The following is a 13,022-nucleotide window of genomic DNA, read 5'->3' as shown; positions in this document are numbered from 1 at the left end:
AAGGACGGCATGGGCTCCACGCGGGTCATTCTGCTCAGCGCAGCGTCACGGGACCGTGACGCTGCGCGAGACGGGGCCGTGACGCTGCGTCCTCTATTGCACAACCGTGCGTGACCTGCTCGTTTTCCTGGAACAGGACCGCGCTCCGGCGGCCATCGGCTCCTATGGTGGAGATCACAGGAAGGCGACGGACGCTGAGGCGGCGACCATGGCGGACACGGAGATCGACTACGCGGCGGTGTTCCAGGCGCTGCCGGGCATGGTGGCGCTGCTGACACCCGGGCTGGTGTACGCGGACGCGAACGAGGAGTTTCTGCGGCTGTCGGGCCGCACCCGCGAGCAGGTGGTCGGCCGGTACCTCTTCGACGTGTTCCCCGACAACCCCACCGACCCGTCCGCGAACGGCATGCGGAACCTGGCGGCCTCTCTCACCCGGGTGGTGGAGACCGGCGAGCGGGACGCGATGGCGCTGCAGCGCTACGACGTGGAGTCGGTGCAGCGGCCGGGGGAGTGGGAGGAGCGGTACTGGAGCCCGGTGAACGCGCCCATCCTCGGCCCCGACGGGAAGGTGGTGCTGGTGATCCACAAGGTGGAGGAGGTCACCGAGCTGATCCGGGCCCGAGAGCGCTCACCCGGCGCCCGGGCCGGCGTGCTGGAGGCCGAGCTGTACACCCGCGCCCGTGAGCTGCAGGAGGTCAACGAGCGACTGCGCGAGGCACACGCCCACGAACGGGAGGTCGCGCTCGCCCTGCAGACGGCGATGCTGCCCGCGCCCAACCCGCTGGGCCACCACCGTGCGGCGGTGCGCTACCAGCCGGCGACCGACGCGCTGAACGTGTGCGGCGACTGGTACGACCTGGTCGGCCTGTCCGGCGGCGACCGTATCGGGATCGCCGTCGGTGACGTGGTCGGGCACGGCCTGGCCGCCGCCTGCGTCATGGGCAAGCTGCGCAGCGCGCTGAGCGCCGCGTCCCTGGTGGCGGACGGTCCCGCCCAGGCGCTGGACGCGCTCGGTCTGTACGCCCGCTCCGTCGACGGCGCCGAGAACACCACCGCCGTGCAGACCTGCGTCGACTGGGACACCCACACCATCACCTACAGCAGCGCCGGGCATCTGCCGCCCGCTCTGCTGTGCCGTGACGGCAAGGTCGTCTTCCTCGACCAGGCCACCGATCCGCCGCTCGGCGCCCGCCCCGAACACACTCCCCGCCCCGAGGCCACCCTCGGCTTCACCGAGGGCGACATGCTCGTCCTCTACACGGACGGCCTCGTCGAACGCCGTGACGAGGACATCGACCACAGCCTCGCCCGCCTTGCCGATGCGCTGAACCGCCACCGCCGGTCCACCGCCGAGCCCCTCGCCGACGCCCTCCTCCTCGATCTCCTCCCTGACGGGCGTGCCACCGACGACGCGGCCCTCGTCATCATCCGGCTGTGATCCGGGCGGCGCTCAGTCGAGGAAGTCGGCGACGAGGACGGCGAACTCGTCCGGGTCGGCCAGCCGGACACCGAGGGTCTCGGCCTTGGCGCGCTTGGAGCCGGCGTTCTCGCCCGCGACGACCAGGGAGGTCTTCTTGGAGACGCTGGAGGAGGCGCGTCCGCCGGCGCGTTCGATGAGTTCGTTCATCTGGTTGCGGCTGAGCTTCTCCAGTACGCCGGTCATCGCGCCCGTGACCACCACGGCCATCCCGGCGAGCGGCCCGCCCGCGGGCTCGGCGCCCTCCTCCGCGTCGGCGGAGGAGTCGTGGGCCGGGGCGGGCGGTGTGGCGCCCGGCTCCGTCAGGTTCACCCCGGCCGCCGCGAGCTTGTCGATGAGCGGGGCGAGTTCGGCGAGTTCGGCGACGATGGACGGGGCCTTCTCGGTGCCGATGCCCTCGACCCGCTGGATCGCCTCGGCGTCCGCGGCGCGGATGTTGTCCATGGTGGCGAAGTACCGGGCGATACGGCGGGACATGGAGCGTCCGGTGCCCCGCACACCCAGCGCGCACAACACCCGAGACAGCGGCCGCCCCTTGGCTGTGTCGAGCGCGGCGAGGAGATTGTCGGTGCTGGTCTCGCCCATGCGCTCAAGACCGAGAAGCTGCTCGCGGGTGAGGGCGAACAGATCGGCGAGATCGGCCACCAGGCCCGCCTCGACGAGCTGGACCACCCGGGTGTGGCCGAGCCCTTCGACGTCGAGCTGATCGCGGCCGACGGCATACGACAGGGACGCCACCAGGTGGCAGTTGCGGCCGTTCTCGCAGCGCCAGCGCTGCTCCCCGGTGTCGATGCCGGAGCCGCATCTCGGGCATACCTCGGGGAAGACGATGGGCTGTTCGTCGCCCGTGCGCAGATGGGCGACGGGCGCCTCCACGCGGGGGATGACGTCACCGGCGCGGTGCACCATGACGTGGTCGCCCAGCCGCAGGTCGCGGCGGGTGATGTCGGCCGGGTTGTGGAGGGTGGCGTACGTGATCGTGGAGCCGTCGATCTCGACGGGCTCCAGCACACCACGCGGGGCGATGATCCCGGTGCGGCCGACGTTCCACTGCACCTCCAGCAGCCGCGTGATCTTCTCGACGGCGGGCAGCTTGTAGGCGATCGCCCAGCGCGGGGCGCGTGAACCGGACCCGGCGGCCCGCTGGTCGGCGGCCAGGTCGGCCTTGACGACGATCCCGTCGATCCCGAACGGCAGCTCCGGCCGCAGCGTGGCGATCTCCTTCACCCGGTCCAGGACCTCCTCGACCGTGCCGGCGGTGACACCGGGCACGGCCGTGCTCGATGTGGTGTTCACCCCCAGTTCGGCGGCCCGTGCCATCAGCTCGCTGTGGGCCAGCTCGCCCAGCCGCGCGGCGGATTCGGCGTCCGTACCGGGCAGCGGCAGCAGCCCGTACCCGAAGAACGTCATCGGCACGGTGTAGGCCCGCTCCTTGGCGCGCAGGGTGCCCGCCGCCGCGTTGCGCGGGTTCGCGAACGGCTGCCCGCCGTGCCCGGTGCGCACCTCGTTGGCGTGCTCGAACTGGGCGTTCGTCATGAGGACTTCGCCCCGAACTTCCACCGTCACCGGCTCGGCCAGCTCTCGCGGCAGCCCTTCGACGGTGCCGATGGCGTGAGAGACGTCCTCCCCGGCCGTCCCGTCGCCCCGCGTGATCAGCCGGGTGAGCCGCCCCCGCGTGTACCGGGCGGCGATCGCCAGTCCGTCGAGCTTCGGCTCCACACCGAACCGCTCCACCTCGTGCCCGATCCGCCGGGCCAGTGAGGCCGTCCACGCCGTGAACTCCTCGGCGGAGAACACGTTGTCCAGGCTCAGCATCGCCACCGTGTGCGGCACGTCCCCCTCGACCGCTCCGCCGGCCACCTTTCCGGTCGGCGAGTCCGGCAGCACCTGCTCGGGATGAGCGGCCTCCCACTCCGCGATCCCCCGCACGAGCCGGTCGTACGCGTCATCGTCCAACACCGAGGTTCCGCCCGTGTAGTAGGCGGCCGAAGCCCGCACCGCGTCCTCGACGGCCTGCGCGTAGGCGGCGGCATCCACGATCACTGCAACTGATGTCGTCATGGGCACCATCCTGCCTCCCACCACTGACAACGCCCTCGGGGCGAACGACTCGAAAGCTAGTCCCACCAGAAGGACCAGTGGTCCCGTCCCACGAGGTCGGCCGCGTACACGGGGAACGGGGTCGGCGGGTCGTCGACGATGTTGTCCGCCGTGGAGAGCACATGCTCCAGGGCGAGCAGGTTCGCCTGCTCCGCCGTACGCGGCGGCCGGGCGACGGAGACGTTCAGCGTGCCGCCGTGCACCGCCACAACATGGGCGCCGAACCGTTCCTCCCAACTGCGCAGCAGGGCACAGAGCAGAGGCAGGGGCGCATCGGAGTTCCAGCCGAGCAACGCCAGGGCGTCGCTGCCGCGACGGGCCGGGACGAGCACGAGACTGCAGTCGAGCACCCCGTGGTCCGTGCGGGCGAGCCGGGCCGGTGCCCCGGAGGCCACCTCCATCGGCGTCGGGTCGGCGGGCACGACCGGCATCGCGGGCGCCGGACCCGGCCACCGGTCGAAGGGCGGGCCGGGATCGTGCGGCCACGGCTCGACGTCCTCGGGCACCGGCTCCGGCGTCGGATCCGTCCAGAGCGGGAGCCGCCGGCGCCGGTACTCGGCGAAGTCCGCCGGGAGCACGTCCTCCAGCCGGACGTCGTCGACCAGCCCTGGATCCACGGGCTCGCCCAGGCCGTCGTCCCGGTACAGCACGGGCAGCAGCCCCGTCGCCTCGTGCTCGCTCAGCAGCCGGGGCCACAACTCCGGAAGGGCGCGGGGGAATTCGCCCGAGATCCAGATGTGCGACGGTCCGCGCGTGGTGAACCGGCCGCCGGGCAGGCCGTCAGGCAGAGGAAAGGGCATGGCCGAACCGTAGATCCGGCCACTGACAGCGCGATCCACTGCGTCCGGGCCCGCCGCATGCAGTGGTCGGACTCCTCCGCGACCCGGGCTGCCGGCTCCGGCACACCGCGGGCCGGACGGAACACCGCGGGCCGGACGGAACACCGAGGGCCGGACGAGCGATCCGCTCCTCCGGCCCATGGTGGTGAGGGTGTACGGCCCGGTGGATCAGACCGCCGGAGACGGGTACGTCGGGTACTCCACCCCGGAGACGTGCTGGACGACCCGGATGACCTGGCAGGAGTAGCCGAACTCGTTGTCGTACCAGAGGTAGAGGATCGCGTTGTCGCCGTCGACCTTGGTGGCGCCGGCGTCGACGATCGAGGCGTGGCGGGAGCCGATGAAGTCGCTGGAGACCGAGTCGGGGGCGTTGGTGAAGTCGATCTGGCGCTTGAGCGGTGAGGTCAGCGAGACGTTGCGGAGGTAGTCGAGGACCTCCTCGCGGTCGGTCTCGCGGCCGAGGCGCAGGCTCAGGATCGCGATCGAGACGTCCGGGACGGGGACGCGGATCGAGCTGCCGGTGATCGGCGCCTTCAGCTCGGGCAGTGCCTTGGCGACGGCCGAGGCGGCACCCGTCTCGGTGATGACCATGTTGAGCGGCGCGGAGCGGCCCCGACGGTCCGACTTGTGGTAGTTGTCCAGCAGGTTCTGGTCGTTGGTGAACGAGTGGACGGTCTCCACATGGCCGCGCAGCACACCGAACTCGTCGTCCATCGCCTTCAGCGGGGGGACTATCGCGTTGGTGGTGCAGGAAGCGCAGGACAGGATCTGCTCGTCCGGCTTGATCGTGTCGTGGTTGACGCCGTGCACGATGTTCGGGACGTCGCCCTTGCCCGGCGCGGTCAGGACGACCTTGTCGATGCCGGGACGCAGGTGCGTCGACAGGCCCTCGCGGTCGCGCCACTTGCCGGTGTTGTCGATGAGGATGGCGTTCTTGATGCCGTACTCGGTGTAGTCGACCTCGGACGGGTCGTTCGCGTAGATCACCTTGATGGTGTTGCCGTTGGCGATGATCGTGCTGTCCGCCTCGTCGACGGTGATCGTGCCCTGGAACTGGCCGTGGATGGAGTCCCGGCGCAGCAGCGAGGCGCGCTTGACGATGTCCTGTTCGCCGCCCCCGCGCACGACGATCGCGCGCAGCCGCAGGCCGTTGCCCGAGCCGGCCTTCTCGATCAGCAGGCGGGCCACGAGACGGCCGATGCGGCCGAAGCCGTAGAGGACGACGTCGCGTCCCTCGGCGCCCTCGATCTTGTTGGCACCCGTGGCGCCGGCGACGGCCTCGGCGGTGAACTCCGCGATCGACAGGCCTCGGTCGTCGGCCCGGTGGGCTTCGGCGAGGAGGCCGATGTCGATCTGGGAGGGGCCGAGATCGAGTGTGGTGAGGGCCTGCAGGAACGGCAGGGTGTCGGTGACCGAGAGCTCCACACCGGCGATCTGGCGGGCGAACCGGTGGGTCTTCAGGATGCTGACCACCGACTTGTTCACCAAGGAGCGGCTGTGCAGCAGGACCGTCACGTCCCGCTCACGGTGCAGCTTCCCGATGATCGGGATCATCGACTCCGCGATCTCCTCGCGGTTCTTCCAGTTGGTGAACGAGTCCTCGTTGACAGTCACAGATTTATCTTTCGAGCTAGGCGGCGCTCATATGCTAACCACCTCGCTCGGAGGAGATGCACCGAGGGGGGGCACATCGGCCCGTCCTCGGCTCCACAGCCGGACCGGACAAGTGCGGTCGATCGGTTCGCACGGCGGGCCGTCGTACCCGGGCTCGCTCTGCAGCAGTTTCGCGATCCGGGCCGGTGGGGCAGAGGCGTACGGGACGGTACGGCGGCGGCCTTCGACGCCGTCACCGACGGAGTGCTCTCGGCCTCGGTGCCGGCGGCGGCGCCGCATCCGGTGGTGAGGAGGACACCGCCGACCACGAGAGCCCGTTCCGGACAGCGGTCGGGGGCGGTATCAGGGAGATTGCGTAAGCACGCCCCGTACGAAGCTCACCTGGCCCCGTCACGCAGTTCGTCCCGTACCTGCAGGGCCGCCAGCGCGGCCCGCGAAGTCACGCCCGTCTTGCGGTAGATGCGGGAGAGGTGGGTCTCGACGGTGCGTGGGCTGAGGAAGAGCCGTTCGGCGATGGCGGGGCTCGTCAGGCCCTCCGCGACGAGTGCGGCGATCTCGCGCTCACGCGGGGACAGCGCGGTCAGTTCCACCGGCGTCGGTTCCTGCGCGGGTGTTCGCGGGAGGGCCTGCCCGTTCGCGTCCGCGGTCGAGGCCGGGTCCGGCTCCGGTTCGAGGAAGACGGCCGGACGTATCGCCTCCGCGAGCCCTGTCAGCAGATGGGCCTCACCCTCGGTGCTCAGCCGCAGGGCGCGCTCCCACATGGCGCGGGCACGGGCCGTACGCCCCACGGACGCGGTCAGCGGCGCTCCAAGCAGCAGGGTCTGCGCCTCCCACAGCCGGCCCCCGCTCCGGGCCGACTCCTGGGCGGCCTGCTCGAACAGGTCGGCCGCGGCCACCACATCGCCGTCGGTCAGCGGCACGTACGCCGAACTGCGCAGAGCGGACGCCCGCTGCACCACGAGATCGAGCCGCTCCGCCTCCTTGCGGGCACGGTCCGCCCACTGCCGGGCCTCGTCGTGCTCCCCGGTGGCGACCGCGGCGGTGACGAGGATCTCCATGAACAGGGGGCGCATGCTCGGCTGCAGGCCGTCGAGGTCCTCCCCGCCCGCCCGCAGCACGGCGGCGCGGGCCCGCGCCGGATCACCGGCGTGGAGCGCGGCGTACCCGAGCACGCACCAGGCGATGGACGCCCACCAGCGAGTGCCGGCACCGGCCCGCGCGACGGCTTCCTCGGCCACGGCCAGCGCACCGCCGTCACCGGGCGGGAGCGCGGGGATCAGCGCCTGGGCCTTGGACGCCAGCACGAAGGCGAGCAACTCGTCGCTGCCGATGCCCCGGGCGATCGTCTCCGCCTCCTCGGCGAGATCGACGGCCGGCCCGAGCCGCATCGTCATGACCTGGATGTGCGACATGCACAGCAGCAGATGCGGCACCACATAGAGGAGGCCGCCCCTGCGGGCAATGGCGAGGCCGCGCTCGGCATGCCGTTCGGCGTCGGCGTAACGTTCGAGGAACGCCTCCGCCCAGCTCAGCCGGGCCAGCGGTTCGCACAGGCCCGCGAGATCCTGGTCGGTGAGGGAGTCGATGAGCGCGGTGGCCCGGTCGGCGGCCTCGGCGGCGGCCACCGTGTTGCCCTCGTACACCTCCCCGAGCGCGGTGACGGCGAGCGCCCCCGCCTGCGCGACCTCGTCGCCCAGCGACCGGGCCAGCTCCAGGGTGCGGGCCAAGTCGTCGCGTACGTCCGGGTAGGCGGTGGCGTGCGGCGCGGACGAGCCCAGTTCGAGGCCGAGTTCGATGGTCTCGGCGGGGGAGAGGTCGGGGCCCCGGGCCAGTTCGCGGCGCAGCAGGGCCACGGCCTCCGCGTACCTGCCGAGGTGACGCTCCATGGCCGCGCACAGGGTGACGGCCGACGCCCGTACACCGTCGTCGGTGCCCGGCGGCGACAGGCTGATCACCTCATGCAGCAGGTCCCTGCTCTCCCACAGTCCGCCACAGGCGCCGAGCGCCTCGGCCCGCCGCAGCATGAGGTCGCGGCGCAGCGCCCCGTGCTCCGGCCGCTCCGGCAGGTGCGCGAGGGCGACGCCCAGCCAGTGGGCGCTGCTCGCGGGCGCCGTCGCGGCGGCCTGCCGGGCGGCCTCGGTCAGGACGGTCACGGCGTGCGGGTCCCAGCCGGTCAGCGACCGCTCGACGTGGTGCGCCCGTTCGGTGACCGGCGCCCCGACCCGGGCCAGTTCGGCGGCGGCGAGATGGTGCATGCGGGTGCGCAGCAAGGGGTCGGTGGTGTCGTGGACGAGGGACCGCAGCACCGGATGCCGCAGTGCCCAGCGGCCGTCGGGCCCCGGCCGCGCGAGATCACGGGCGGTCAACTCCCTCAAGTCCGGGTCGAGTTCGTCTTCGTGGCGGCCGGTGACGGCCGCCACCAGGGAGGGTGCCGCGTGGTCGCCGAGCACGGCCACGGCCTGGACCGTCCGGCGCTGGCCGTCGGTGAGCGGCGTCAGCTCGTCCAGGAGCAGTGAGCTGAGGCCCGCGGGCCTGCCCGCCTGGAGCAGGGCGAGGAAGTACAGGGGGTTGCCCTCGCTGGCCGCGTACAGCTCGGCGGCGAGACCGGCCGGTCGGTCGGGGGCGAGCGCCGCGAGACAGGCGCTCCGGTCCAGGGGCCCGAGTTCGAGACGCAGCACCGTCCCGGTCTCCACGCCCCGGGTCAGTGAGGCGACGAGCCGGGGTGAGGTCTGCCGCTCGCGGCGCGCCACCACGATCACCACGGGGGCGCGCCGCGGCGGATGCCGTACGAGATGATCGAGCAGTTCCAGGGACGCCGGGTCCGCCCAGTGCACGTCGTCCAGGGCCACCACGAGGCCGTTGCCCGTCCGTGCGATCCGGGCCAGGAAGGCGGCCGCCGCGCGTTGCAGGGCGAAACGGTCCACGGTGTGGACGTCGGCGAACGGGGACGGGATCCCGGTCTCGATGTCGAGGTCCGCGAGGGCGTCGGCGAGGGGCTGGTAGGGCAGATGCTGCTCGTACTCGGTCGCCCGGCCGCGCAGCACCGTCATGCCCAGGTCCCGCGCCCGCGCGCAGAACTCCGACACCAGCCTGCTCTTGCCGATCCCGGCCGCGCCGGTGACATCGACGACCGTCGGCACGTGGCCGGACTCCGTCGGCACGTGGCTGGACTCCGTCGGTCCTCGGCCGGTCCCCGTCAGCCCGTCGAGCACCTCGGCGAGCCGCGCCAACTCGGTCTCCCGGCTCACCAGCGGAGCCACGTCCCACGGCAATGCGATTCCCCCCGAAGCCGGCCCCGGGCCGTCCCGGGCCGATCCGCAGGTTCCTGATCGCGAACCTCCGGCCGATTCTCGAAGATTGTACGTAGTCCCGACATGTCGGCGGTCCGCTCTCCGCGCCCGTCGTGGTGCCACCTTGACGCCCCTGACCGGCGCACCTAGGTTCCCCTCGACGCGATCAGCATGATCGGACGGACAGGTCCGCGATCAGACAGGCAGGTCGACGATGACGGACTCCGACACCCCCGGCGGCCCCGCCGCCGTCCGACCGCTCCAGGTGGAGACCCACGGCCTGGACGTGATCGGCGACGCCGACCGCAAAGGCACCCCCCGCACCCTCTTCTGGCCCTGGTTCGGCGCCAACGTCTCCATTCTCGGCATGAGTTACGGCGCGTTCGCGCTCGGCTTCGGCATCTCCTTCCGGCAGGCGCTGGCAGCCGGGGTCATCGGCATCGTCTTCTCGTTCCTGCTCTGCGGCTTCGTCGCGGTCGCCGGCAAACGCGGCTCGGCCCCGACGATGGTGCTCAGCCGTGCCGCGTACGGGGTGCGCGGCAACCGGCTGCCCGCGGTCGTCTCCTGGCTGCTCACGGTCGGCTGGGAGACCGTGCTGTGCGCGCTCGCCACCATGGCCACCGCCACGGTCTTCGGACGGCTCGGCACGGGCGGCGGCACCGGGACCAAGGTGATGGCGCTCGTCCTGGTCGCCGCACTGGTCGTGGTCGTCGGCGTGATGGGCTTCGACCTGATCATGAGATTCCAGACCGTCATCACCGTGGTCACCGGCGTGCTGACGGTCGTCTACGTCGCACTGGTCGCCGACCACGTCCACTGGTCCGCCGTCAGTGCCGTACCGGCCGGATCCGCCCAGGAGTTCATCGGGGCCCTCGTCTTCCTGATGACCGGCTTCGGCCTCGGCTGGGTCAACGCGTCCGCCGACTACTCCCGCTATCTGCCGCGTGACTCCTCCGGTCGGGGCGTCGTCGCCTGGACCACCTTCGGCGCCTCGCTCGCCCCGCTCCTGCTGCTGGTCTTCGGTCTGCTCCTCGCGGGTTCGTCCGCCGACCTCGGCGAGGCCATCGCCGCCGACCCCATCGGCGCGCTGACCACGCTCCTGCCCACCTGGTTCCTGGTCCCGTTCGCCGCCGTCGCCGTGCTGGGCCTGGTCGGCGGCGCCGTCCTCGACATCTACTCCTCCGGCCTCGCCCTGCTCGCGGCCGGCCTGCGCGTGCCGCGCCCGCTGGCCGCACTCGTGGACGGTGTGCTGATGATCGCGGGCGCCGTCTACATCGTCTTCGTCGCCGACGACTTCCTCGGCCCGTTCATCGGCTTCCTCACCACCCTCGGCGTCCCCATCGCCGCCTGGTGCGGCGTCATGCTCGCCGACCTCCTGCTGCGCCGCCGCGACTACGCCGAGGCCGACCTGTTCCGCCCGGACGGCCGCTACGGCGACCTCCCGCCGCTCCCCCTTCTCCTCACCGTCGCCGCCACCGCCCTCGGCTGGGGCCTGGTCACCAACTCCGCCGCGGGCTGGCTCGACTGGCAGGGCTACCTTCTCGGCCCCTTCGGCCTCGGCGGCAGGAACGGTGACTGGGCCTACGCCAACCTGGGCGTCCTGGTGGCTCTGGCGGCCGGCTTCCTCGGCACACTGCTCCTGTCGCGGGGGCGGGTACGGGCGCAGGAGGGTCGCCCATGAGCGCGTCCGGCCCGCCCGACCTGCTCGCCGTCATCGACATGCAGCGCGTGTTCGCCGAGCCCGCGAGCCCCTGGGCGGCCCCGCGCTTCGCCGAGGCCGCGGCAGGCGTACGGCGTCTGTTGCCGGCGTTCGCCGGACGGTCCGTGTTCACCCGCTTCGTCGCGCCGGAGCGGCCCGAGGGGGCCTGGCGGGCGTACTACGCCCAGGCGCCCTTCGCGCTGCAGCCCCCCGACGCGCGCCTGTGGCGACTGGTCGACGAACTTTCCGGCGAGGCACGGGACGTGGTCGACGCCCCGACCTTCGGCAAGTGGGGCCCGGAGCTGTCCGCCCGCCTGGGAACGGGCGGGCGGCTGGTCCTGGCCGGGGTCAGCACCGACTGCTGTGTGCTGTCCACCGCCCTCGCGGCGGCCGACGCGGGCGTCGAGGTACTGGTGGTCGCCGATGCCTGCGCGGGAGCGGACGACGAGTCGCACGCCAAGGCCCTGTACGTACTGGACCTGTACCGGCCGCTGGTCCGGGTCGTGACCGTCGACGAGGTCCTCGCTCAGTCGCGGCCCGAACCCCGGTAGAGGTCCAGCTCCCCGTCCAACTCCAGGGCGAGCACGGTCGCGTAAGCGTCGAGGTCGGTCTCCTCGGGGGCGTCGATCCAGGTCACGCCGGGCACGGCGTCCAGGCCGCCGATCACCCGGTGGCCCAGCTCGGTGCCCGTGCCGAGGACCGTGACCTTCCTGACGGGGTTGCGCAGCCCCCGTACCGCCACGGACTCGCGCGGCACGTCGAAGCACATCAGATACAGGGTGCGCCGGTCGGCGGAAAGGGTGCTGGGGCCGTAGTGGTGCCCGGCGGGCAGCCCGGCGACCGTCCCGTACACGGCGTCGCGATGCTGCCCGATCCACGCGCCGAGTCCCTCCAGCCGCTCGACCTGCTCGGCGGGGATCGATCCGTCCGCCCTCGGCCCGACGTCCAGCAGCAGATTGCCGCCCATGCCGATCGTCTCGGCGAAGTAACGCACCAGCTGGCGCACCGACTTGTGGTTGTGGTCCGCGTGCTGGAAGCCCCATGAGTCGTTGATGGTCAGACACAACTCCCAGGGCCCGTCCGGGGCTTCCAGCGGCACCCCCTGTTCGGGGGTGGCGTAGTCGCCGTGGCCGAGCATGCGGGCGTTCAGGACGGTGTCCGGGTTCTCCGCGCGGATGAGCTCGGCCAACTCCCGGATCCGCCACTGCTGTTCGGTGCGCTCCCACTCGCCGTCGAACCACAGCAGATCGGGGCGGAACCGCTCCACCAGCTCGCTCACCTGACCGTCACGGTAGGCCAGGTAGCGGTCCCAGGCCGCCGGGTCCTCCTCGCCGTGCGCGGCATGCGAGTAGGGGTTGGCATCGTTGCCGCCCGGGTGGGTGTTCGACCACTGGTCGATCTCCGGGTGGCGGACGCTCGCGTAGTCCGGGTGGTTCCAGTCGGAGTGCGAGTAGTAGAGGCCGACCTTGAGGCCCCGCTCGCGCAGCGCGTCGACGTATCCGGCGATCAGGTCCCGGCCCGCCGGGGTGCGCCGGACGACTCCCAGGTCACCCCGGGCGGTGTCCCACAGGGCGACGCCGTCGTGGTGGCGTGCGGTGAGCACCGCGTACTTCGCGCCCACCCGGGCGAACAACTCGGCCCAGGCCGCGGGGTCGTACGCGGACGCGGTGAAGCCGTCGAGCTGTTTCATGTACTGCTCGTGCGTCACCTCGCCCCAGTAGAAGGACCAGGACTCCGGGACCCCGTCCACGGCGTAGATGCCGTAGTGGATGAAGATGCCCAGTTTGGCGGCGGGAAACCAGGGTTGCATGGTCATGCGGCCACGCTAGGCGGCGGGCCCCGGCGGGCGCGTGGGCGCCGGTCACCAGTACTGGTTCGTTTTCACCCCGAGGCGCTTCGGCGATGCGTTCGCCGCGCGATCCCTTTACGCGGATGTCATGTCCCTGTAGCTTCCGCGCTGCAAGGGCTTTCAGGAAATTGCCGGTTCTGCTTGCAGATCGCCG

8 protein-coding genes are annotated in these 13,022 nt (G+C 71.9%); 3 read left to right on the top strand and 5 right to left on the bottom strand.

The features are described 5' to 3' along the window. The first annotated feature begins 208 nt into the window (after positions 1 to 208). Entirely contained in the window at positions 209 to 1,438 is a 1,230-nt protein-coding gene (locus tag OG858_RS04120) for a PP2C family protein-serine/threonine phosphatase (RefSeq protein ID WP_319065253.1), read from the top strand. A 12-nt stretch (positions 1,439 to 1,450) separates the two neighbouring features. Here OG858_RS04120 and ligA read toward each other — a convergent pair whose 3' ends face one another. The 4 genes from ligA to OG858_RS04100 form a co-directional block, all read right to left on the bottom strand. Continuing rightward, positions 1,451 to 3,538, bottom strand: coding sequence for an NAD-dependent DNA ligase LigA (gene ligA / locus OG858_RS04115; RefSeq protein ID WP_319065230.1), 2,088 nt, complete (start codon positions 3,536 to 3,538; stop codon positions 1,451 to 1,453). 56 nt (positions 3,539 to 3,594) lie between these two features. Beyond that, a complete protein-coding gene (locus tag OG858_RS04110; protein WP_328545129.1) occupies positions 3,595 to 4,377 on the bottom strand; it encodes a DUF4253 domain-containing protein in 783 nt (260 codons plus the stop codon). A 207-nt stretch (positions 4,378 to 4,584) separates the two neighbouring features. Further along, entirely contained in the window at positions 4,585 to 6,030 is a 1,446-nt protein-coding gene (locus tag OG858_RS04105; RefSeq protein WP_086751033.1) for a glyceraldehyde-3-phosphate dehydrogenase, read from the bottom strand. Between the two features lie 377 nt (positions 6,031 to 6,407). Beyond that, entirely contained in the window at positions 6,408 to 9,302 is a 2,895-nt protein-coding gene (locus OG858_RS04100) for a helix-turn-helix transcriptional regulator (protein ID WP_408059374.1), read from the bottom strand. Between the two features lie 232 nt (positions 9,303 to 9,534). Here OG858_RS04100 and OG858_RS04095 point away from each other — a divergent pair, with 232 nt between their 5' ends. Both OG858_RS04095 and OG858_RS04090 read left to right on the top strand, forming a co-directional pair. Then, the gene (locus OG858_RS04095) at positions 9,535 to 11,001 is read left to right on the top strand and encodes a purine-cytosine permease family protein (RefSeq protein WP_328545130.1); all 1,467 of its coding nucleotides are present in this window, start codon (positions 9,535 to 9,537) and stop codon (positions 10,999 to 11,001) included. Continuing rightward, positions 10,998 to 11,570, top strand: a complete 573-nt coding sequence (locus OG858_RS04090; protein WP_086749686.1) for a cysteine hydrolase family protein — start codon at positions 10,998 to 11,000, stop codon at positions 11,568 to 11,570. Before OG858_RS04095 ends, OG858_RS04090 begins: the two co-directional genes overlap by 4 nt. Here the strand turns inward: OG858_RS04090 and OG858_RS04085 are convergent. Further along, on the bottom strand, positions 11,546 to 12,835 hold the full coding sequence (locus OG858_RS04085) for an alpha-L-fucosidase (protein ID WP_086749687.1): 1,290 nt from the start codon (positions 12,833 to 12,835) through the stop codon (positions 11,546 to 11,548). The two genes, OG858_RS04090 and OG858_RS04085, sit on opposite strands and share 25 nt — an antisense overlap. Between the last annotated feature and the right edge of the window lie 187 nt (positions 12,836 to 13,022).

The sequence above is a fragment of the Streptomyces europaeiscabiei genome (genome assembly GCF_036346855.1).
GTDB classification, from domain to species: domain Bacteria; phylum Actinomycetota; class Actinomycetes; order Streptomycetales; family Streptomycetaceae; genus Streptomyces; species Streptomyces europaeiscabiei.
Note: the sequence above shows the minus strand (reverse complement) of the source record. Positions and strands in the feature narration are given on the sequence as shown.

Bases quoted from the DNA above. Each gene is read 5' to 3' on its own strand.
- OG858_RS04120 (WP_319065253.1), top strand. From the start codon at position 209: ATGGCGGACACGGAGATCGACTACGCGGCGGTGTTCCAGGCGCTGCCG.
- OG858_RS04110 (WP_328545129.1), bottom strand. From the start codon at position 4,377: ATGCCCTTTCCTCTGCCTGACGGCCTGCCCGGCGGCCGGTTCACCACG.
- ligA (WP_319065230.1), bottom strand. From the start codon at position 3,538: ATGACGACATCAGTTGCAGTGATCGTGGATGCCGCCGCCTACGCGCAG.
- OG858_RS04085 (WP_086749687.1), bottom strand. From the start codon at position 12,835: ATGACCATGCAACCCTGGTTTCCCGCCGCCAAACTGGGCATCTTCATC.
- OG858_RS04090 (WP_086749686.1), top strand. From the start codon at position 10,998: ATGAGCGCGTCCGGCCCGCCCGACCTGCTCGCCGTCATCGACATGCAG.
- OG858_RS04095 (WP_328545130.1), top strand. From the start codon at position 9,535: ATGACGGACTCCGACACCCCCGGCGGCCCCGCCGCCGTCCGACCGCTC.